Genomic DNA, 21,884 nt, shown 5'->3' with positions numbered 1-21,884 from the left:
GCATCCACCAGCGGGCGGACATCACGGAACTGGCCGCCGCACTCGACCCCGACACGGCTCTGCTCACCTACGTCTACTCCGGCTCGGCGCTGTCCGCGCTCGTGGTCACGGATCGCGGCGCGCGACTGTTCGACCTGCCGGACGCCCGCGAGGCGCGAGACGCCCTCCCCGGCCTGCGCGCCGACCTCGACATGGCCGCGACCGTCACCGGTCCCATGGCGCACGTCGTGCGGCGCTCCCTCGACGAGCGGCTCGCCTGGATCTCACGCGCGATCGTCGACGAGCCGCTGCGCAGCGTGACCGCACGCCGGATCGTGCTGACCGCGCCCGGCATCCTCTCCGGCATCCCGTGGGCGCTGCTGCCGGGCATGCGCGGGCGGGTGTTCACCCTCGCCCCGTCCGCCTCCCGCTGGCTGCGCATCCGGCCCGCCGAGCACTATGCCGCGGTGGGGCTCGTCAGCGGGCCGCACGTCGTGCGCGGCGAGGCCGAGGTGGATGCCGCGGCCGCCGCCTGGCGAGCCGATTCCGCCCGGGTCGGCGTGCTGCGCGGCTCGGACGCGGTCGTGCCCGCCGTGACGACGCTCGCCGGCGACGTCGACGTGCTGCACGTCGCGGCGCACGGGCGGCACGTCGCGGACACCCCGATGTTCTCCGCCCTCGAACTCGCCGACGGGCCGCTGTTCGGCTACGACGTCGACCAGATCGCGCGCGTGCCCGAGGTCGTGGTGCTGTCGGCGTGTGAAGCCGGGCGGTCCTCGGTGCGCTGGGGCGAGGAGGCCGTCGGGATGACGCGGGTCTGGCTGCACGCCGGTGCCCGAGCCGTGGTCGCGACGCCGGTGATCGTCGCCGACGACGCCGCCTGCGAACTGCTCGGCGCCATGCACACCGGGCTCGCGGCCGGGCTCGGGGCATCCGAGGCGCTCGCGCAGGCGGCGGGCGACACCGGGATCGTCGCACCGTTCCAGGTGTACGGCTCGGGTTTCTGAGCTTCGTGTATCAGGTCCCGGCGCCGGTGCTCTTGAGCTGTCGAGGACGTTGAACTGGGGAACGGCCTCGGGGCCCCACGGATCACTATGGGGAGCGGCGACGGGTGCCGTTGGTCCGGTGGGGCCCCGCCCGACCGTCTGGGGCGGTCAGGGGGGACGACGGGACGTGCGCGGTCAGCGGCTGGAATTGCCGGTCCGGCCGCGCACGATCCCGACGAAGGTCTCGACCTCGGGCGTGGTGCGCTCGGCATCCCATGCCAGCGCCACCGTCGAGACGGGGGCCCCGCGCAGCGGACGGTGGTCGGCGTCCTTCCGGTGGTGCAGCCGTGCCAGCGACATCGGCACCAGCACGATCCCGACGCCGGCCGCGACGGTCGCGATGGCGTCTTCGGTGGTCTCGGGTGCGGCGAAATCGGGGGCGACGGTGCCGGGCACGGCAAGGCCGATCACGTCGTCGCGGGGGACGATGAGCACCTCGCCGGCGAGGTCTGCGACATCGAGCTCGTCGGCGGCGGTCAGATGCGAGTCGGCCGGCATCACCACGACCGTCACCTCGTCGTACAGGCGGATGACGTGCAGTCCCGTGGAGTCGATGGGCAGGCGCACCAGTGCCGCATCGACGTCGGCGATCGCCGCGCGCTGACCCGCGACCTCGATCGGCTCGAGGATGAGGCGGGTCTGCGGCATCCGCTCGTTCCAGATGTCGATCCATTTGCCGGGGGTCGCCCCGGGGATCGCGCCGAGCGTGAAGGTCTCCGCCGGCGGGGGACCCGCGGGCGCGCCGGCCGTCGGACGCACGGCCGGCTTGCTGTTCGCCGGTTTGCTGTTCGCGGGCTTCGCCGGCTTGCCGGATGCCGGCTTGCGGCCCTTGGTCGGGCCGCCGAAGGGGCGGCGGCCCGGTCCCGGACCCCGTCGCGCACCAGCCATGCGTCCAGGCTATCCCGCCCGTCCACGCGGGGCCGCTAGCCTGGCGGCATGCTCGATGTCATCGGCCTGGTCTTCGCGGCGCTCGCCGCCCTGCTGCACGTCTACATCTGGGTGATGGAGAGCATCACCTGGCGCCGGCCCGGCACCTGGCGGCGGTTCGCCGTGCAGGATCAGGATGCCGCGGACCTGCTGCAGCCGATGGCGTTCAACCAGGGGTTCTACAACCTGTTCCTCGCGGTGATGGCGGGGCTCGGGATCGTGCTCGTCGCAGTCGGCGCCGACACGGTCGGACGCACGCTCGCGTTCGCCGGGCTGGCGTCCATGCTCGGTGCCGCGCTCGTGCTGGCCGCGGGCGGCCGCAAGTACCACCGTCCGGCGGTGCTGCAGGGCACGCTCCCGCTCATCGCCCTGGTACTGCTTCTTCTGGCATGACCGCCCGCGGAGCTCGCACGCTCCACCACCCCCGGTCGTTGAGCGACCGGCTCGCGCCGCGCACCCCACCATCCCCCGGTCGTTGAGCGAGCGAAGCGAGACGAAACGCAGCTGCCGACGCGGCTCAGGCAGCGAGCCGCAGGCCGCGACGATCCGTCGCGACGTGCTCGCCCTCATGGATCGTGACGTCGTCGCCGATCAGTGAACCCGCCTGCACGATCGCGTGGTCCCCGACATGCGTGCGCACCCCGATCTTGGCCTTGGCGCCGATGGCGGCTCCGGGGCCGATGTGCGCGTGCGCCTGGATGTCGGCGTCGGGCCCGATGACGGCATCCGACTCCACCCACGCCCCGGTGCCGATGTGCGCGCCGGCGGCGACGTGCGCGCCGGGCTCGACATACGCTCCGGTCTCGACGAGGGCGGTCGGGTGAACCTTGGCTCCGTGCGCGACGAGACCCCGGCCATTGACGTGCTTGCGGTAGCGCAGCGCCTCGCCCTGGTCGTTCTCGATGTCCACGTAGTTCTTTCCCACGATCTCCTCCGTACCCGATACAACAGGATCCCTGGAGGGGGTATTCCCCGGCGCCGTCCGGTGGTATAACCCGGCGTCCGGGCGTGGTCAGTGCACGTACGTGTCCGCGACGTCGAGGGCCCGGTCGTACCCGTCGAGGCCGCGGTGCAGCTCCTCTTCGGTGGCGATCAGCGGCGGCGCGAACTGCAGGCGGTTGAAATGCGTGAACGGGTAGACGCCCTGGCGCTTGCACTCCGCGATCACCGCGGTCATCGGCGCGGCATCCGCACCCGACGCGTTGAACGGCACCAGCTGCTCCTTGGTCTCGCGGTTGCGCACGAGCTCGAGCGCCCAGAAGAACCCGACGCCGCGGGCGTCGCCGACCGACGGGTGCTTGTCGGCGAACTCCTTCATGCGCGGGGCGACGACGCGCTCGCCGAGGTCGCGGACGCGCTCGAGGATGCCGTCGCGCTCGAACACCTCGAACGTCGCCACGCCGGCGGCGCAGGCGAGCGGGTGGCCCGAGTACGTCAGGCCGCCCTGGAACGACACCGTGTCGAAGTGCGCCGCGATCTTCTGCGAGATGACGACGCCGCCCAGGGGCACGTACCCCGAGTTCACGCCCTTCGCGAACGTGATGAGGTCAGGGGTGACGCCGAACCTGTTGACGGCGAACCATTCCCCGATGCGGCCGAAGCCGACCATGACCTCGTCGGCGATGTAGACGATGCCGTAGGTGTCGCAGAGGTCGCGCACGCCCTGCAGGTAGCCGGGCGGCGGCACCAGCACGCCGTTGGTGCCGACGACGGTTTCGAGGATGATCGCCGCGATCGTCGATGCCCCCTCGAGCACGATGGTCTGCTCGAGGTGCTCGAGCGCGCGCTGCGCCTCTTCGACGGGGTTCGACGAGTGGAACGGCGAGCGGTACGCGTACGGGCCGAAGAAATGCTGCACCGAGCCGTCGCCGGGCTCGTTGGCCCAGCGGCGCGGGTCACCGGTCGCGGTGATCGCGGTGGTGGTGTTGCCGTGGTAGCTGCGGTACGCGGCGAGCACCTTGCGCTTGCCGGTGTAGGCGCGTGCCATGCGGATCGCGTTCTCGTTGGCGTCCGCCCCGCCGTTGGTGAAGAACACCTTGTCGAGGTCGCCCGGGGCGACCTGCGCGATGCGCCGCGCGAGCTCGCCGCGCACATCGCTGGCCATCGAGGGCTGGATGGTGGCGAGGCGCCCGGCCTGGTTCTGGATCGCCGCGACGAGGTCCGGATGCTGGTGCCCGAGGTTCAGGTAGACCAGCTGCGACGAGAAGTCGAGGTACTCGTTGCCCTGGTAGTCCCAGAACGTCGAGCCCCGGCCGGCGGCCACCGGCATCGGGTCGATGAGGGCCTGCGCGCTCCAGGAGTGGAACACGTGGCCGCGGTCGTCGGCGCGGACGGCGGCTTCGCCCTCCGCGTCGGGCAGGGAGTGCGTCATGCCGAAGCGGTCGGTGTACGCCGCCGTGGCGTTGAGGGTGTCAGTCATGGTGTCGTCCTTACGGCCCTCCGGTCGTCGAGCGAGCGAAGCGAGACGAAACGCGGATGTCGTGGGGGTGTGCGCGTTTCGTCTCGCTCGCTGCGCTCGCTCGCTCAACGACCGATTTGGGGGGTGCTGTCTAGTTGTTCTGGGGGAAGCCGAGGTTGATGCCGCCGTGCTTGGCGGGGTCGAGCCAGCGGCTGGTGATCGCCTTCTCGCGGGTGAAGAAGTCGAAGCCGTGCACGCCGTACGCCTTCGCGTCGCCGAACATGGACTGCTTCCACCCGCCGAAGGAGTGGTAGGCGACCGGCACCGGGATCGGCACATTGATGCCGATCATGCCCACCTGCACCTCGTTCTGGAACCGGCGGGCGGCTCCCCCGTCGTTCGTGAAGATCGCGGTGCCGTTGCCGTAGCGGCCGGAGTTGATGAGGTCGAGGCCCTCGTCGTAGCTGCTCACGCGCACGACGGAGAGAACGGGCCCGAAGATCTCGTCGGTGTAGGCGGCCGACGAGGTGGGCACCTTGTCGAGCAGGGTCGGGCCGAAGAAGAACCCGCCCTCCGCACCGTCCACCTGGAACCCGCGGCCATCGACGACGACCTCGGCGCCGTCCTTCTCGGCGATGTCCACGTACGAGGCGACCTTGTCGCGGTGCACACCCGTGATGAGCGGACCCATGTCCGGCTCCGGGGTGGAAGAGCCGTTGCCCACGCGGAGCTTCGCGATGCGCTCGGTCACCTTCGCGATGAGAGCGTCCGCGACCGGCTCGACCGCGAGCACGACCGAGATCGCCATGCACCGCTCGCCCGCGGCGCCGTAGCCCGCGTTCACGGCGGCATCCGCGGCGAGGTCGAGGTCGGCATCCGGCAGCACCAGCATGTGGTTCTTGGCGCCGCCGAGCGCCTGCACCCGCTTGCCGGTGCGGGCCGCGTTCTCGTAGATGTACTGCGCGATCGGGGTCGAACCGACGAACGAGATGGACTGCACGACCGGGCTGTCGAGCAGACCGTCGACCGCCTGCTTGTCGCCCTGCAGCACCGTGAACACACCGTCCGGCAGGCCCGCCTCCTGCCACAGCTTCGCCAGCCACAGGGATGCCGACGGGTCCTTCTCGGACGGCTTCACGACCACGGCGTTGCCGGCCGCGATCGCGATCGGGAAGAACCACATCGGCACCATCACCGGGAAGTTGAACGGGCTGATGATGCCCACGACGCCGAGGGGCTGCTTGATCGTGTAGACGTCGATGCCGGTCGAGACGCTCTCGGAGTGCTCGCCCTTCAGGAGGTGCGGGAACCCGCAGGCGAGCTCGACGACCTCCATGCCGCGCGCGATCTCGCCCATGGCATCCGACAGGACCTTGCCGTGCTCCGAGCTGACGATGGCGGCCAGTTCGGCCCGCCGCGCGTTCAGCAGTTCGCGGAACGCGAAGATCACCGCCTGGCGCTTGGCGATGGAGAAGTCCGACCACACCCGGTATCCGCGCTCGGCCGAGGCGACGGCATCCGCGATCTCGACGTCGTCGGCCAGCGCGACCTCCGCCTGCACGGCACCGGTGGCCGGGTTGTAGACGGGAGCGGTGCGGCCGCTCGTGGAGGCACGCTCGGCGCCGTCGATCCAGTGCGGAATGACCCGGGTGGTGTCGTTGCTCATAGGGCTCGTCCTTCTCAGTCGGACAGATCGTGTGGCGATCATCTAGGCTTGGTTTCTCCAAGTGTGACAGTCGACGAAGGGGGCCGAGCATGGCCGATCGTCACGAAGATGACCTCAGCCGGACGGATCGTCCGACCGCGGGTCCGCTGACGATGGGCGACATCGCGCGCCTCCCGGAACTCGCCGCGGGGCGTCCCGAGGTGCTCGTCGGAGAGGCCGCCCTGGATGCCCCGGTGCGGTGGGTGCACGTCTCGGACAGCGCCGGCGTCGCCCGTCTCCTCAGCGGCGGTGAGCTGCTGCTGTCGACCGGATCGGGGTGGCCGAGCGACCCCGATCTGCTGCGCGACTTCATCGTCGGACTCGTCGACGTCGGTGTCGCCGGCCTCATCCTCGAGCTCGGCACCCACTACCGGTGGGCGCCGCGGGTCGTGGTCGACGCCGCACGGGAGCACGGGCTGGCCCTCATCACCCTCGGCCGTGAGGTGAAGTTCGTCGAGCTCACCGAGGTGGTGCACCGGCAGATCATCGCGCAGCAGACGACTGCGCTCCGCGCCCGGGACGAGGTGCGCGAGCGCTTCACCGGGCTCGCCCTGCGCGGGTCGCCCGCCGACTACATCGTGCGCCAGCTGGCGCAGACCCTCGGCTCCCCGGTCGTGCTGGAGAGCCTCGCGCACGAGGTCGTCGCCGCCGAGGTGCCGCCGGACCTCGAGGTGGGGCTGTTCACCGACTGGGAGCTGCGCTCCCGCTCCGCGCACCGCCGCGGAGCCGAGGGGGACTGGCTCATCGTGCCGGTCGAGGCGCGCGGCATCCGCTGGGGGAGCGTCATCGCCCTGCCCGGTCCGGAGCATCCCGCCGGGCGCCTGGCCGTGCTCGAGCAGGGCGCCATCGCGCTCGCGTTCGGGCGGCTGTCCGCGCCCGTCGACGAGTGGGCGCGCATCGGCCGTCGCCGGCTCGTGGACGCGCTGCTGGCCGGTCGCTATTCGACCCCCGCCGGTGCGGCCGTGCGGCTCTCCGCCGCGGGGCTGCCGGTCGACGGACGGCAGCTGTACGGCATGGTGATCTCGCGCGCGCAGGTGGAGCCGGAGCTCGCGATCGCCGCGGCGAAGGAGCTCGGGCGGCGGGATGCCGCCGGTCGCGAACAGGCGGGCGGGCGGGTGCTCGTCGGCTCCGCACCCCTCGGCGTCGCCGGTCCCGCGGCGACCCTGCTGCTCTCGCTGCCCGCTCACGCGGTGCTCGACGATCACGCGGCGACGGCGTTCGTACGGGCGTGCACGGCCAACCCGGAACGCGCCGTGGCGTCCGTGGGCTCCGCGGCATCCGGAATCGACGACGCCCTCGCCTCCCTTCAGGAGGCCACCGACCTTGCGCGCGGACGTGCCGGCGCGGACGGCCGCGGGCCGGTGCTGCGCCGTGTCGAGGATCGTCCCCTCATCCGCCTCGTCACCACCATGCGCGACGACCACCGCCTGCTCGAGCACGGCGAGCGGATGCTGGCGCCCCTCATCGAGCACGACCTCACCCGCTCGGGCGACCTGCTCGACGTGCTCGGCGCCATGCTGGCGCACCCCGCCAACCGGACGGCCGCGGCGACCGCGTCGCACCTGTCGCGCTCCGTCTTCTACCAGCGCATCGCGCTCATCGAGGATCTGCTCGGCGTCGACCTCGACGACGGCGAGACGCAGACCGCGCTGCACCTCGCCCTGCTGGTGCGCCGGTCCGCCGGGCGGTAGACCAAATCCCACACGACGTCGGCGGTCGAGGAGACCTTGACCGCCGACACTTGACGTGCTCTAATTATCACGACGTGGATTTGGTATACCGGATAGCGGAAAAGTTGTCGCACGCCACCCGTTCATCCGTCCGCCCGAACCCTTGCCAGATCGAACAGGATCTGCTGTAATTATCACTACGCGGATAGCGCATATCACATCGTGGAAATACGATCCGAGATCGCGAAGACGCGATAGAGGAGGACATAGATGTCGACCGAGGACTACGTCCACGTTCCAAGCTTGGAACACCAGGACCTCGTCAACCCCCCGTCAGGGACGTTCGCCGTGCAGATGGGCATCAGCCCCCGTCTGTACAACAACGACCTGGCCCCCACCACCCGAAAGGGCCGCCACTGGAGCGGCTACAGCATCTTCACCCTGTGGGCCAACGACGTCCACAGCCTGGGCAACTACGCGTTCGCCATCGGGCTGTTCTCGCTCGGACTCTCCGGCGGAGCCATCCTGGGCGCTCTCGCGTTCGGAGCCCTGTTCCTCTTCCTGCTGCTCACGCTCTCCGGCTTCATGGGCGAGAAGACGGGCGTGCCGTTCCCCGTCATGAGCCGCATCTCGTTCGGCATCCACGGCGCGCAGGTACCGGCGGTCATCCGCGGCGGCGTCGCGATCGCCTGGTTCGGCATCCAGACCTACCTCGCCTCGCAGGTGCTGCAGGTCGTCATCATCGCGATCTTCCCCGGCTTCGCCGCGCTGCAGCACGGATCCTTCCTCGGCCTGTCGGCCGCCGGCTGGATCACCTTCCTCGCGCTGTGGGTCATCCAGGTCATCATCGTCAGCTACGGCATGGAGATGATCCGCCACTACGAGGCGTACGCCGGCCCGATCATCCTCGCCACCTTCGTCGCCCTCGCCGGCTGGGTGCTCGTGCAGTCCGGCTTCCAGATTGACTGGTCTCCCACCACCTCCGCCACCGGCGCCGAGATGTGGCTGAAGATGCTCGGCGCGGCATCCCTCTGGGTCTCGATCTACGGCACGTTCGTGCTGAACTTCTGCGACTTCACGCGCAACGCGAAGTCCCGCCGGTCCATCGTCAAGGGCAACGTCTGGGGCATCCCGGTCAACATGCTCTTCTTCGGCTGCATCGTCGTGGTGCTCACCGGCGGCAGCTTCAAGCTGCACGGCAAGCTCATCACGTCGCCCGCCGACATCGTCGCCGCGATCCCGAACACCTTCCTGCTGGTGCTCGCCTCGCTCGCCCTCATCGCGCTGACCATCGCGGTCAACCTGATGGCGAACTTCGTCGCCCCGACCTACGCGCTGAACAACCTGTTCCCGAAGCACCTCAACTTCCGTCGCGCGGCGCTCATCTCCGCCGTCATCGGCCTGGTGCTGACCCCGTGGAACATGTACAACTCGCCCGTCGTGATCAACGTGTTCCTCGGCGGCCTGGGCGCCCTCCTCGGCCCCCTGTTCGGCATCATCATGGTCGACTACTGGCTGGTCAAGAAGACCCGCATCAACGTGCCCGAGCTGTACTCGGACAGCCCCACCGGTGAGTACCACTACACCCGCGGCTTCAACCCCCGCGCCGTGACCGCGCTCATCATCTCGGGCGTCATCGCGCTGCTGTTCACGTTCCTGCCGGTGTTCGACTCGGTTCGCGACTTCTCGTGGTTCCTCGCCGCGGGCCTCGGCGCCGTGATCTACGGCATCCTCGCCGACAAGCGCGGGCCGTTCCGCGACGAGCACGGCGACGAGATCGCCGTCACGCCGAAGCACTGACCCGGATCCCACAAGGAGCACATCCCATGCGCATTCTCGTCGCGAACGTCAACACCACCGAGACGATGACCGAGGGCATCGCGGAGGCCGCGCGCGCCGTGGCATCCGCGGGCACCGAGATCGTCCCCATCACGCCCGACTTCGGTGCGGAGTCCTGCGAGGGCAACTTCGAGAGCTACCTCGCCGCGATCGCGGTGATGGATGCGGTCGTCCGCCACGACGGCGAGTACGACGCCGTCATCCAGGCCGGGTACGGCGAGCACGGCCGTGAGGGGCTGCAGGAGCTGCTCACCGTGCCGGTGGTCGACATCACCGAGGCGGCGGCATCCACCGCGATGTACCTCGGCCGCTCGTACTCCGTGGTGACGACGCTCGACCGCACCGTGCCGCTCATCGAGGACCGCCTGATCGTCGCCGGCCTGCACGACCGGTGCGCGTCGGTGCGTTCCTCGGGCATGAGCGTGCTCGAGCTCGAGTCGGAGCCGGATCGCGCCATCGAGGCGATCGTCGCCGAGGCGAAGCGCGCCGTCGAGGAGGACAGGGCCGAGGTCATCGTGCTCGGCTGCGGCGGAATGGCGGAGCTGAAGGACCGCGTCGTGGAGCGCTGCGGTGTGCCCGTCGTCGACGGCGTGCAGGCTGCGGTGGCCGTGGCCGAGGGCCTGGTGCAGCTCGGGCTGAAGACCTCGAAGGTGCGCACCTACGCCCCGCCGCGCCCGAAGCGCGTGACCGGCTTCCCGTCGCGGTAACGCGCCAGGGTCGAGCGGTAACGAGCCGAGACGCGACTCCCTCTGCTGTTGAGGGAGTCGCGTTTCGGCTCGCTTCGCTCGCTCAACGACCGGTGTGGGTGCGGAGGCGCTACCGCCGGGGGCTCGCTACCGCTCGATGAAGATCTTGCGGAGGGGCTCGCGGACCGTCCAGATCGTCTGCATACCGGCATCCAGCCGCACCACCGAACCGGGCGCCAGCTCGATGGACGGGCGGGCGGGCTCGACGAACTCGACCGTCGCCGAGCCGGCGATCACGACGAAGACCTCACTGACCTCGGTGTCGCGCATGGCGCCCTCGGTCATCTCCCACACGCCGATCTCGCCGGCATCCGACGTGTCGATCGTGACGTACGCGGTCTGCGGAGCGCCCGCCACGACCTGCTCGGCGGGGACCGGCTCGTGCGCCAACTCGAGGCCGGCCGGCTCGATGAGATCTGCGCCGTTCACGAGTCGAATCCCAGGCCGAGCGCGTCCAGCGTCTTCAGCAGCAGGTTGCGCCTGCCCTTGTCGTGGTCGGCGCGGTCGAGCGACCAGCGGGTCATGTTGATGCCCATCGCGGCGGCCGGCTCCGGCGGGAACGGGAGCGGACGCTTGCGGACCATCTCCAGGCCGGTGCGCTCGTTCTCGACGCCGTCGAGGAGGTCCAGCATGACGTTGCCGGCGAACCGCGTCGAACCGACGCCGAGGCCGGTGAAACCGGCGGCGTACGCGACGCGGCGGTCGCGGGCGGTGCCGAAGAACGCCGTGAACTGCGTGGACGTGTCGATCGCCCCCGCCCACTGGTGGGTGAACGTCAGGCCCTCGAGCTGCGGGAACGTGGTGAAGAAATGGCCTGCCAGCTTGCGCCACGTCTCCGGGCGGTTCTCGTACTCCGCCTTGACCTTGCGGCCGTAGTGGTAGATGGCGTCGTATCCGCCGAAGAGGATGCGGTTGTCCTTGGTGATCCGGTAGTAGTGGAACTGGTTGGCCATGTCGCCGATGCCCTGGCGATCGGCCCACCCGATGGATGCCAGCTGCTCGGCCGACAGCGGCGCGGTCATGAGCACGTAGTCGTACACCGGCACGGTCATGAGGCGATTGCGCTTGACGAGCGCCGGGAACACGTTCGTGGCGAGCACCGCGCGGGAGGCGGCGACGCTGCCGGCATCCGTCCGGACGGTGACGGGTGCGCGGGACGCGGTGCCCTTGCCGGCGGTGTCGAGTGCGATGACGGGGGAGCGCTCGAAGATCTCGACGCCGAGCTCCTCGACGACGCGGGCGAGCTCGGCGGCGAGGCGAGCCGGGTGCAGCATGCCGCAGGCTTCCTTCTCCCAGACGCCGGCGAGATAGGTCGGAGAGTGGACGGACGCCTGGACGGCATCCTGATCGAGGAAGACGACACCGTCCTCGCCCTCGGCCGCCCACTCCTTCAGCCACTCGACCTGGTGCTCTTCGACCGCCGGCGCCAGCTGCCCGGTGCGCTCGAACTGGAAGTCCATGCCGTACTCGCGCTCGGTCGCGGCGATCTCGTCGAGGTTCTGCCGCCCGAGACGGTCCAGCAGGTGCATCTCCTTCGGCCAGCGCGCCATGCCGTTCTCGTGGCCGTGGGTGAGGCTCGCCTCGCAGAAGCCGCCGTTGCGTCCGGATGCCGCCCAGCCGACGCGCTGCGCCTCCACGACGACGACCGTTGCATCGGGGTTCCGCTGCTTTTCGAGCAGCGCGGTCCACAGGCCCGTGTAGCCGGCTCCCACCACGACCAGGTCGGCGCGGTGCGCACCGGTCAGCGACGGGCGATCGGGGCGCAGGGTCGCGGGAAGGTCGTCGATCCAGAAGACCGAGTGCCGCGTCGTCGCCAGGGACTGGTCGACGACGGATGCGGCCGGTTGACGTCGTTCGAAGACGGTGGTGCCCACAGGAAATCAGCTCCGATGCGTGTTCAGGGTCGTCCCATCTTCGTCCGGCCGGGTCGGGTGCCGGGAGGGGGCCGGTGTCCCGGATTCGCGTCCATGCCGGACGGACCGTCTGAGCAGTACAGTTATGCACGGTCCGTGCCGTCGCCCGTGCCGTCGCCCGTGCCGTCGCCCGTGCCGGCGGGCATCGGCTGGCAGTGGGGGCACCAGAACACGGTGCGCTCCCGCGTCGGATCGGCGCCCAGCATCCCGGTCTGGATGACGGTGCCGCACCGGCGGCACGGCTGGCGGGCGCGCCCGTACACCCAGTTCCCCCGTCCGCGGCGGGTGTCGCCGGTGAACGAGCGGACGGGCCGGTCCCGGTTCAGCCGGATCGTGCGGACGCCGAGGTCGATGAGCTTCGCGGCATCCACCTCGCTCGCCGGGGTGCGCGGATGGATGCCGCGCAGGAAGAGCAGCTCGTTGGCGTACTCGTTGCCGAACCCGGCGACGTGGCGCTGATCCTGCAGGGCGACATGGATCGGACGGGGGTCTTGAAGGATGCCGCGTGCCGCCGCGGCCGCGTCGAACGGGTCGTCGTTCAGGGGATCCGGGCCGAGGTGGCCGACCGCCGCTGATTCGTCGGCGGGGTGCTCCGGCGTGCCGGGCAGCAGCTCGACGAGTCCGAGATCGAACCCGACCGCCTCGGCGGTGGCCGTCGCCACGACCGCCCGGGCGCGGAACGCCGGCTTCGGCCAGCGGGCGCCGGGCCGCAGCACGAGCCACTCGCCCTCCATCTTGAGGTGCGTGTGCAGCGTGCTTCCGCCGCTCGTGCGCAACAGCAGGTGCTTGCCGCGCGACACCGATTCACGCACCGTCTGGCCGGTCAGGTCGGCCGTCGCGACCTGGGGGACGCGCAGGTCGAATCGGGTGATGACACCGCCCCGCAGGGCGCGATCGAGCAGGTGCGCGGAGCGCCAGACGGTGTCTCCTTCGGGCATCCGTTCTCCTCCTCTGATGTCGCGCGGCGTGGGGCGATGGTGCGGCGCTCAGCCGATCGTCCGACGCAGCGTGAACCCGCGCGGCGATTCCACGAAGCCGGCATCCCGCAGCGCGCGCCCGAGCGCGGTGCCGAACACCGGCGCCCCGCTGACCTGCTCGATCGTGATGGTCTCGAGCCGGCGAGCCCGGCACGTGGTCGCGAGGCTCTGCGCGGCGGCGGCCTGCAGCTGCTCGTCGGCGGTGAACACGAGCGCGGTCTTGCCGCCGCGCTCCAGGTAGAGCACGAGGGCGCCGTCGACGAGGGTGACGAGGCCGCCCGCTTTGCGACCGGGGCGGTGGCCCCCCTCCTGCGCCGGCCAGGGGAGCGCGGCGCCGTACGGGTTCGCGGGGTCGGTCGCGGCGAGCGTGATCGCCTCGCGCGGAGGCGGGTCGGGAAGGTTCGCGAACGTGCGCAGGCGGTCGACGGTGCTGGATGCCGCGAACTGCGCCGCTCCCAGCTTCTCGATGACGTACCCGCGGCGGCAGTGGCCGGCCTCTTCGAACCCGGCGAGGATCCGGTACGCCTGGGCGAACCCGCCCGGCATCCCCTCGGCCTGCACGGAGCCGCGTGTGACGACGCCGTAGCGGTCGAGCAGCATGCTCGCGTTCGCCGTCGCGCGCACGGCGACATCGGGTTCCGGCTCCGGCAGCAGCGACCAGCGGCCGCCGAGGCTCGGCGGTCGCGGTGGTGCGGCGGAACGCGTGCCGCTCAGCGGGGTGCCGCGGTAGAGGCGGGCGCGGGGAGTGCGCCGGACCGCGCGGTGCGCCTGCGACCCGCCGCCCAGCAGCGTGCGGATGGGGGCGAGCGTGTCGTTCGTGACCCGCCCGGCCCAGGTGAGCGCCCACAGGGCGTCGACGACGTCCTGTTCGCTGCCGGCGCCGGTGAGCTGCTGCAGCTGGGACGCGAAGTACGCGCCGCCGCCGGCGAGGTGGTGCACGATCGTGGCTTCGAGGGAGCCCGGGGTGAGCTCATCCTCGGGCGCGGGAACGGTGAGGGGAGCGGCATCGGCGGGCTGCAGGGCGATCCAGCCGTCGCGTCCGGGCAGCGCCCCGTGCCCCGACCAGACGACCTCTCCGCTGGCGGTGAGCTCGTCGAGCATCGCGGGTTGGTAGTCCTTGACCCGGCTGGGCAGGATGAGCGACTCCCAGGAGCTCGCCGGCAGGGGCACCCCGGCGAGCTGCTCGACGACGGACAGCACGCCGTCGATCCCCTCGAGGGGATGCACGAGGTGCTGCCAGCTCGGCAGGAAACGGGCGAACGCGGCAGGCTCGACGGGCTCCACGCTGCCGCGGATCGCGGCGAGCGAGCGCAGGCGGATGCGGCGCAGCGCGGCGGTGTCGCACCACTCCCGCTCGTCGGGGTCGGGAGCACCCGGCCCTCGGGTCGTGGACTCGGCCGGCAGGAAGAAGCCGCTCGTCACCCGGCCCTGCTGCTCGAGCCGCTGCAGGGTGAGCCGGGCGACGGAGACCCCGACGCCGAACCGGGCTGCGGCATCCGATGCGCGGAACGGCCCGTGCGTGCGGGCATGTCGCGCGAACAGGTCGGCGAGCGGATCCGCGACCGGCTCGAGGAACGCCGTCGGCAGCCCGACGGGGAGTGCGACCCCGAGGGCGTCGCGCAGGCGGGCGGCATCCTCGATCGCGGCGTAGCGCGGGACGCCGGCGATCGTGACGGTGATGGCCCGGCGGGTCGCGACGAGCGTCTCCGCGTGCGCGAGCGCCTCGGTGAGGGCGATGCGTTTCGTCTCGCTCCGCTCGCTCGACGACCGGGGGTCGGGGGCATCGGGCTGCTCGAGGCGGGCGGCGATCTCGGCGGCGTCGAGCGGTCCGAGCATGCGCAGCAGATCGGCGACCCCCTCGAGTCCGCGCGCGCGGCGGTCGGGCGCCAGCCGCTGCGCTTCGGCTTCGAACTGGGCGATGATGTCGGGATCGAGGAGCTCCCGCATCTCGACCTTGCCGAGCAGCTCCGAGAGCAGCGCCGGGTCGACCGACAGTGCGGCGGCGCGGCGCTCCGCGAGCGGCGAGTCGCCCTCGTACATGAACGCGCCGACGTAGCCGAACAGCAGATCGCGGGCGTACGGAGACGGCTGCGCCGGGGTGGTCTCGACGAGCCGGATGCGCCGGTCGGCGATCTGCCTCGTGATCCGCAGCAGTGCGGGCACGTCGTAGACATCCTGCAGCACCTCGCGCAGGGTCTCGAGGATGATGGGGAACGTCGGATGCCGGCGCGCGACCTCCAGCAGCTGCGCGGCACGCTGCCGCTGCTGCCACAGCGGACTGCGTCGCCCGGGATTCAAGCGGGGCATCAGCAGCGCACGGGCCGAGCACTCCCGGAACCGGGAGGCGAACAGCGCCGACCCGCCCACCTCGTCGGTCACGATCTGCTCGAGCTCGTCGGCGTCGAACACGAACAGCTCGGCACCCGGCGGTTCCGCCTCGGCATCAGGGATGCGGGCGATGATCCCGTCGTCGCTGGCGACCGCGGAGCCCTCGACGCCCAGCCGCTCGCGGATCCGCGCGTTCACCGCGAGCGCCCAGGGTGCGTGCACGGGCATGCCGTACGGCGAGTGCAGGATGACGCGCCAGTCGCCCACCTCGTCGCGGCCGCGCTCCACGGTGAGGCTGCGATCGGTGGGGAGGGAGCCGGTGGCATCCTTCTGCTCGGCCAGGTAGGCGAGCAGATTGTCGGTGGCGTACTCGTCCAGGCCCCCGGCCGCCAGCCGGTCGCGCGCCTCGGGCGGCGCGGCGGCGGACACCTCGCGACTGAATCGGCCGAGCGCCTCGCCGAGCTCCGCCGGGCGGCCGATGCCGTCGCCGTGCCAGAACGGCACCTTGCCCGGCTGCCCGAACGCCGGCACCACGTTGACGCGGTCGTGGGTGATCTCGACGATGCGCCAGCTCGTGGTGCCGAGCGTGAACACGTCGTTCACCCGGGACTCGTAGACCATCTCCTCGTCGAGCTCGCCGACCCGGGCGCCCGGCCCCTCGCCGATCGCGAACACGCCGAACAGCCCGCGGTCGGGGATGGTGCCGCCGCTCGTGACGGCGATGCGCTGCGCCCCCGGTCGGCCGGTGAGCGTTCCGGCATCCCGGTCCCACACCACACGCGGACGAAGCTCGGCGAACTCGTCGGACGGGAATCGTCCCGCGATGAGGTCGAGCGTCGCCTCGAACGCGGAGCGCGGCAGCGTGCGGAACGGCGCCGAGCGTCGCACCGTCTCGAACCAGTCCTCGACGTCGATGGGCGCCAGTGCGGCCGCCGCGACCGTCTGCTGCGCGAGGATGTCGAGCGGATTCTGCGGCACCCGGATCGCCTCGATCTGCCCGGCCAGCATGCGCTCGGTGACGACCGCGGTGTGCAGCACATCGGAACGGTGCTTCGGGAACAGGGCAGCGCGGCTCACCTCGCCGACCTGGTGCCCGGCACGGCCGATGCGCTGCAGGCCGGACGCCGCCGACGGCGGGGCCTCGACCTGGATGACGAGGTCGACGGCGCCCATGTCGATGCCGAGCTCGAGGCTGGAGGTCGCCACGACGCAGCGCAGGATGCCGGACTTCAGCTCCTCTTCGACCTGCGCGCGCTGCTCCTTCGACACGGACCCGTGGTGGGCCTTGGCGAGCACCGGGGGCGCGCCGGCGGTCGCCCCCGCATGCTGCGTCTCGTCTCGTCGCTTAGCTCCTCGCTCAACGACCGGGACGGGCACGGTCTCGTCGGCGAGCTCGAGACCGATCCGCTCGGCGTAGATCTCGTTGAGCCGGCCGGTGAGGCGCTCGGCGAGGCGCCGCGAGTTCGCGAACACGATGGTCGAGCTGTTCTGCAGCACGCGGTCGACGATGGCCTCTTCGACGTGCGGCCACACCGACCCGGTCATCTCGGTGGTCTCCGGCGGATCGAACCAGTTGGCCTCGCCCTGCTCGTCGCCCTCGGCGACGGGCTCGGGCGCGCTCTGGTACGCGCTGGGGGCGGGTGGCGGATTCGACAGGTCGTCGATCGGCACCACGACGCGCATGTCGAACGTCTTCGACGCCCGCGGCGCCACGATCTCCACCGGCGCCGCCCCGCCCAGGAACGACGCGACCTCATCGATGGGCCGTACGGTCGCGGAGAGCCCGATGCGCTGCGCCGGGGCGGCATCCGGCACGAGCGAACGTCGCAGCGCATCGAGGCGTTCGAGAGTGACCGCCAGATGCGCCCCGCGCTTTGTGGCGGCGACCGCGTGCACTTCGTCGACGATCACGGTGTGCACGTCGCGCAGGGTCTCGCCGGCGCGGCTCGTGAGCATGAGGTACAGCGATTCGGGAGTCGTGATGAGGATGTCGGGCGGCGACGCCACCAGCTTGCGCCGATCGGACGACGTGGTGTCGCCGGAGCGCACGCCGACCGTCAGGCCGGGCAGGTGGATGCCGAGGCGCCGGGCCTGCTGGCCGATGCCCACCAGGGGGGAGCGGAGGTTGCGCTCGACGTCGACGCCGAGCGCCTTCAGCGGCGACACGTAGAGGATGCGAGTGGTGCCCTTCGGCCCGCCCCCGCGGCCGGCATCCGGCTGCCTCTCGCCGGCCTTCTCGTGGAACACGCGATCGATCGCCCAGAGGAACGCCGACAGCGTCTTGCCCGACCCGGTGGGGGCGACCACGAGGGCGTGCTTGCCGGCCGAGATCGCCGTCCAGGCGCCGCGCTGCGCGTCGGTGGGCGCGGTGAATGCCCCGCGGAACCACTCCCTGGTCGCGGGGCCGAACATGTCGAGCACGTCACCCACCCCACTATCATGCCGACGGGTTCCGACATCGGCATCCGGGTACCCGAACCGGGCGCCGAGATCGCCGAATGTGTGGGATGCCACTGTGCATCACATGCGCATTCCATGGGTTCCTCGAGCCGATCCGTGCCGGGTGGGCGGGCGCGTGGGAGAATGCGAGTGAGACCTGATCCGCGTGACGGCCGGGCATTCCGGCCGTCCGTCCGACGCGGGCCGGACATCCGGCCCGCACCCAAGCGTGAGGAGTCAGGTGTGACAGGCACGACCACCCCGCAGCGGGAATACATCGTCGAATACGTCGACGGCCCTCTCGCGGGCACCGATGACCGGCGGATCCTGAGCGGCGGACGGATCGAGCCGCGCATTGCGGCGTTCGCCGCCGTGCAGGGGCTCGAATCGACGTTCTGGTACGTCGCCGGCGAACAGCAGACCCTCGACGGCGAGAAGCGCGTCAAGTACTACTTCGACCGGTCGGACAGCGATCCGGTGCAGCCCGTCCGCGAGACCGAGTAGGGCGGCGGTCAGCCGCGGGGAGCGGCGCGCAGCACGTGGCTGCGCGCATGCTCCACCGCGGGCTCGAGCGCATCGAAGAGATGGTTGCTGTGACGCAGCGCGGCGATCACGCCGACGCGCTCGGCGAGCCGCATGTGCCGGGTCTGGATGCCCTTGATCAGCACGGTCACGCCGCGCCGCTCGAGCCCGTGGATCAGTTCGCCGATCACCTGCGCGCCCGTGGCATCCAGCACCTGCAGCTGCGACATCCGCAGGATCACGACCTCGGCGTCCCGGATCTCGCCGACCCGTTCGATCACGCGCTCGGCCGCACCGAAGAACAGGGCGCCGTCCAGCCGGAACAGCGCGATGCGCTCGTCGCCGGCCTGCGCGTGCCCGGGCAGCTCCTCGCGGTGCACGCCGGCCGAACGGGCGAGGGTGCGCAGCGCGAAGAACGCCGCGACGGCGATTCCGATCAGCACCGCGTAGATGAGGTCGACACTGACGGTCACGACGGCTGTGACGATGAACACGACGGCATCGGTGCGGGTGGACCCGACGACGCTGCGCACCGTCGCGATCGAGATCATGCGGCACGCGGTGACCATCAGCACACCGGACAGCGCCGCGAGCGGGATGGTTCCGACCACTACCGCGCCGGCCGACACGATGAGCAGCAGCGCAAGTGCGTGGACGACCGCGGCGAGGCGGGTGCGTCCGCCGGAGCGGACGTTCACGGCGGTGCGCGCGATCGCTCCGGTGGCGGGCATCCCGCCGAACAGCCCCGCGACGACGGACGCGAGACCCTGCCCGACGAGCTCGCGGTCGGCGTCGTACGGACCGGTGTCGGAGATGGATGCCGCGACCCGCGCCGACAGCAGGGATTCGATGGCGGCGAGAGCCGCCACCGCGATCGCGGGACCCACGAGGCCGCCGAGCACGGGCAAGGCCGCCGACGGGAGCACAGGCGCGGGCAGCCCCGCCGGCAGCGCGCCGATCGTGGTGACCGGCAGGTGCAGCGCCCAGGACAGGAGGGCCGCGACGGCGATCGCGACGATCGAGCCGGGGAACCGCGGGTGCAGTCGCGGGGTGAGGAGCATGACCGCCGCGACGAGGGCGACGATGCCCAGGGTGAGCGCGACCTGCGGCCAGCGCACCCCCGCCAGGGACTCCACGGCGGCGACGAACGCGTTGGGGCTCCGCCCGGGCCGGGTTCCCACGGCGGCGGGCACCTGCTGCAGGAAGATGATGACCGCGATGCCGAGGGCGAATCCCTCGATCACCGGCCACGGGATGTAGGTCACCGCGCGTCCGAGTCGCAGGGCGCCCGCCGCGAGCACGATGAGTCCCGCCATCACGCACACGATCGCGAGAACGCCCGTGCCGTGCGCGGCGATGATCGGCCCGAGCACCACGACCATGGCGCCGGTCGGTCCCGAGACCTGAACGTTCGAGCCGCCGAAAACCGCCGCGACGACTCCGGCGACGATCGCGGTGATGAGGCCGCTCTCGGCGCCCGCGCCGGAGCTCACGCCGAACGCGAGGGCGAGCGGCAGGGCGACGATGCCGACGGTGAGTCCCGCCAGCAGGTCGCCGCGCCACGTGCGACGCAGGTCCCGGTAGTCGGATGCCGCCGGCAGCAGGCTGCGGACGTACCCCCAGGCGGTGCGGCGGGTCGCGGCATCCGGGGTCGGGGTGTTCATGCGGACGCTGATTCGGCCGTCAGGCGTGTCGCGGGCACGGTCGGCACGGGGGCATCCGGAATCGCCGGCAGCCCCGCCTGCTCGACGAGCTGCTGCTGCGTCGTGGCGAGGATCTCGCCGAGCAGTGTGCGGGCGACGCGGAGCAGGTCCGCCACCTGGGGATACGCGAGGCGGTAGAACACCTGGCTTGCGCGGCGGTCGGCCGCGACGAGCCGGTTGCGTCGCAGCACGGCGAGGTGCTGCGACAGGTGGGATGCCTCGAGCCCGGTCGCCTCGATGAGCTCCGAGACGGAGACCTCGGGGGACAGGGAGAGCACCTCGAGGATGCGGATGCGGATCGGGTGCGCGAGCCCCTTGAACAGCCCGGCCTTCACCTCGTACAGGGGGCGGTTGGGATCCGAGAACACGGCGACCTCATCGGGTTGGTGGATTGATGAATCCATCATATCGCCGATGTCGACGCACTCCGGCGTCTCCCCGCTGCTCAAGGGTCACGTTCTGCTGGTGCGACCGGCAGAACGTGACCCTTGAACCGGTGCGGGTGCCGCGGCGCGGGCGGGTGCCGCGGCGCGGGCGGGATGCCGCAGGCCCAGCTACTCGGCCGGGCTGGACTGCTCGCCGGCGACGCCGGTCGGACGCCAGATGCCGAAGCGGTTGCCCTGCGGGTCGACGAGGTGCGCGAAGTGGATGCGCCCGTTGTCCACGAGCGGGACCGCTACGGTCGCGCCCATCTGCTGCGCCTGGTCGAGCACCGCCTGCACGTCGTCGACCTGGACGTAGAAGATCGCCCAGTTCGCGCCGCCCATCTCGGTCGTGTCCTGCAGCCCGCCGCGATCCTGCTCGATCATGCTGTAGCGGGCCGGCATCGCCGGCTCCGCGAACGCCCACCCGAACAGGCCCCCGTAGAAGGACCTCGTCCCCTCGGGATCCGGGGATCCGAACTCGAAGTAGTTCACGTCATTCGCCATGATGGCTCCCTTCCATCCGCATGGTAGGACCGGCCTCCGACAACGGGCGGGGAGGCTCCGGCCGGGTGCGTGCACGAGGTTCGGAGCTTCGTTTCAGGTGGGTGGAATAGCATCCAAGACCGAGACCACGCCCCCCAACGGACGCGCCCCCGATCGTCCGGGTCTCCCACCTCATGACCCCTACCCTTCGCAGTCGTACCCGTGCCATCACGCCGGTCTTCGTCGACGGCAGCGGGCGACGCCTGCGCCGCGTGAAGATCGCGCTGTCTCTCGCCGCGCTGCTCGCGGCCGCGTATGTCGTGCTCGTCGTCGTATCGCTCCTCGGCGTGCCGACCATCGTCTCGCCGTTGCTCTCGCAGCCCGGCGGTCCGGGAGTCTCGGCGCCCGCCTCGACGCCCACGCCCTCGGGCCGCGCGCACACCCCGGCATCCGGACCCCGCTCCTCCGCGCCGGCCGATCCGGTCACCGAGCGCGTCGTCTCGACCACCCGCTCCTCGGCGTCCTCGAGTCCGTCGCCCTCGGCGACACCGCTGCCCACGCCCACTGCGAGCCCGAGCCCCACCGTGCCGGGCACCGGGCTTGTGACGCCGAGCCCGATCCCGACCTCCCCGGGCAAGAGCGGCTCCGCCCCGCGGCACACGCCACCGCCGCACCCGTGAGCCGCACCGAGACCCGGCGCAGCGTGCGGCCCGCCGTCCGCCGCGCCCGCGTGCGCACCCACTGGATCACCCTGTGCGTGCTGCTGACCGCACTCGCCGTCGCA

18 protein-coding genes are annotated in these 21,884 nt (G+C 71.3%); 7 read left to right on the top strand and 11 right to left on the bottom strand.

Annotated elements, in window-relative coordinates; all coding sequences use genetic code 11:
- On the top strand, window positions 1-986 hold a 986-nt coding region (locus tag VJR25_RS16165; protein WP_324116867.1), incomplete at its 5' end, for a CHAT domain-containing protein.
- A gap of 174 nt (window positions 987-1,160) precedes the next feature.
- Here VJR25_RS16165 and VJR25_RS16160 read toward each other — a convergent pair.
- Window positions 1,161-1,913: a LysR family substrate-binding domain-containing protein gene (locus VJR25_RS16160; RefSeq protein WP_324116865.1), complete on the bottom strand. Its 753-nt coding sequence runs from the start codon at window positions 1,911-1,913 to the stop codon at window positions 1,161-1,163.
- A 48-nt stretch (window positions 1,914-1,961) separates the two neighbouring features.
- Here VJR25_RS16160 and VJR25_RS16155 point away from each other — a divergent pair, with 48 nt between their 5' ends.
- Complete coding sequence (locus tag VJR25_RS16155) at window positions 1,962-2,345, top strand: DUF1304 domain-containing protein (protein WP_324116863.1); 384 nt, start codon at window positions 1,962-1,964, stop codon at window positions 2,343-2,345.
- 124 nt (window positions 2,346-2,469) lie between these two features.
- Here VJR25_RS16155 and VJR25_RS16150 read toward each other — a convergent pair whose 3' ends face one another.
- The 3 genes from VJR25_RS16150 to VJR25_RS16140 all read right to left on the bottom strand — a co-directional run bounded on the left by VJR25_RS16150 (window position 2,470) and on the right by VJR25_RS16140 (window position 6,016).
- Window positions 2,470-2,877 carry a transferase gene (locus VJR25_RS16150; protein ID WP_324116861.1) on the bottom strand — a complete coding sequence of 136 codons (408 nt, stop codon included), beginning with the start codon at window positions 2,875-2,877 and terminating at the stop codon, window positions 2,470-2,472.
- Between the two features lie 87 nt (window positions 2,878-2,964).
- Window positions 2,965-4,371, bottom strand: a complete 1,407-nt coding sequence (locus VJR25_RS16145) for an aspartate aminotransferase family protein (protein ID WP_414683808.1) — start codon at window positions 4,369-4,371, stop codon at window positions 2,965-2,967.
- A gap of 130 nt (window positions 4,372-4,501) precedes the next feature.
- Window positions 4,502-6,016, bottom strand: coding sequence for a CoA-acylating methylmalonate-semialdehyde dehydrogenase (locus VJR25_RS16140; RefSeq protein ID WP_324116859.1), 1,515 nt, complete (start codon window positions 6,014-6,016; stop codon window positions 4,502-4,504).
- Window positions 6,017-6,105: 89 nt separating this feature from the next.
- Here VJR25_RS16140 and VJR25_RS16135 point away from each other — a divergent pair, with 89 nt between their 5' ends.
- From VJR25_RS16135 to VJR25_RS16125, 3 genes are all read left to right on the top strand, one after another.
- Window positions 6,106-7,746 carry a PucR family transcriptional regulator gene (locus VJR25_RS16135; RefSeq protein WP_324116858.1) on the top strand — a complete coding sequence of 547 codons (1,641 nt, stop codon included), beginning with the start codon at window positions 6,106-6,108 and terminating at the stop codon, window positions 7,744-7,746.
- Between the two features lie 333 nt (window positions 7,747-8,079).
- Window positions 8,080-9,525: an NCS1 family nucleobase:cation symporter-1 gene (locus tag VJR25_RS16130; RefSeq protein WP_324116873.1), complete on the top strand. Its 1,446-nt coding sequence runs from the start codon at window positions 8,080-8,082 to the stop codon at window positions 9,523-9,525.
- Between the two features lie 26 nt (window positions 9,526-9,551).
- Complete coding sequence (locus VJR25_RS16125) at window positions 9,552-10,271, top strand: aspartate/glutamate racemase family protein (protein WP_324116857.1); 720 nt, start codon at window positions 9,552-9,554, stop codon at window positions 10,269-10,271.
- A 126-nt stretch (window positions 10,272-10,397) separates the two neighbouring features.
- Here VJR25_RS16125 and VJR25_RS16120 read toward each other — a convergent pair whose 3' ends face one another.
- The 4 genes from VJR25_RS16120 to VJR25_RS16105 all read right to left on the bottom strand — a co-directional run bounded on the left by VJR25_RS16120 (window position 10,398) and on the right by VJR25_RS16105 (window position 17,958).
- Window positions 10,398-10,739 carry a cupin domain-containing protein gene (locus VJR25_RS16120; RefSeq protein ID WP_324116855.1) on the bottom strand — a complete coding sequence of 114 codons (342 nt, stop codon included), beginning with the start codon at window positions 10,737-10,739 and terminating at the stop codon, window positions 10,398-10,400.
- Window positions 10,736-12,184, bottom strand: a complete 1,449-nt coding sequence (locus VJR25_RS16115; protein ID WP_324116853.1) for an FAD-dependent oxidoreductase — start codon at window positions 12,182-12,184, stop codon at window positions 10,736-10,738. Before VJR25_RS16115 ends, VJR25_RS16120 begins: the two co-directional genes overlap by 4 nt.
- 122 nt (window positions 12,185-12,306) lie before the next feature.
- Entirely contained in the window at window positions 12,307-13,161 is an 855-nt protein-coding gene (locus tag VJR25_RS16110) for a DNA-formamidopyrimidine glycosylase family protein (RefSeq protein WP_324116851.1), read from the bottom strand.
- Between the two features lie 48 nt (window positions 13,162-13,209).
- On the bottom strand, window positions 13,210-17,958 hold the full coding sequence (locus tag VJR25_RS16105; RefSeq protein ID WP_324116871.1) for an ATP-dependent helicase: 4,749 nt from the start codon (window positions 17,956-17,958) through the stop codon (window positions 13,210-13,212).
- 252 nt (window positions 17,959-18,210) lie between these two features.
- Between VJR25_RS16105 and VJR25_RS16100 the strand changes: the two genes are divergently transcribed.
- Window positions 18,211-18,471, top strand: coding sequence for a hypothetical protein (locus VJR25_RS16100; protein ID WP_324116850.1), 261 nt, complete (start codon window positions 18,211-18,213; stop codon window positions 18,469-18,471).
- Window positions 18,472-18,479: 8 nt separating this feature from the next.
- Here VJR25_RS16100 and VJR25_RS16095 read toward each other — a convergent pair whose 3' ends face one another.
- The 3 genes from VJR25_RS16095 to VJR25_RS16085 form a co-directional block, all read right to left on the bottom strand.
- On the bottom strand, window positions 18,480-20,153 hold the full coding sequence (locus VJR25_RS16095; protein WP_324116848.1) for a SulP family inorganic anion transporter: 1,674 nt from the start codon (window positions 20,151-20,153) through the stop codon (window positions 18,480-18,482).
- Complete coding sequence (locus tag VJR25_RS16090; protein WP_414683807.1) at window positions 20,150-20,560, bottom strand: ArsR/SmtB family transcription factor; 411 nt, start codon at window positions 20,558-20,560, stop codon at window positions 20,150-20,152. The genes VJR25_RS16095 and VJR25_RS16090 overlap by 4 nt, the downstream gene beginning before the upstream one ends.
- Window positions 20,561-20,746: 186 nt before the next feature.
- Entirely contained in the window at window positions 20,747-21,121 is a 375-nt protein-coding gene (locus tag VJR25_RS16085; RefSeq protein ID WP_324116847.1) for a VOC family protein, read from the bottom strand.
- Between the two features lie 173 nt (window positions 21,122-21,294).
- Between VJR25_RS16085 and VJR25_RS16080 the strand changes: the two genes are divergently transcribed.
- Window positions 21,295-21,780 (top strand): hypothetical protein, encoded by a 486-nt coding sequence (locus VJR25_RS16080; protein WP_324116845.1) that lies wholly within the window; start codon window positions 21,295-21,297, stop codon window positions 21,778-21,780.
- The last annotated feature ends 104 nt before the right edge of the window (window positions 21,781-21,884 follow it).

This window comes from Microbacterium sp., assembly GCF_035277845.1.
Lineage (GTDB): Bacteria > Actinomycetota > Actinomycetes > Actinomycetales > Microbacteriaceae > Microbacterium.
The sequence above is the reverse complement of the archived record's forward strand: the minus strand, read 5'-3'. Positions and strand labels throughout refer to the sequence as shown.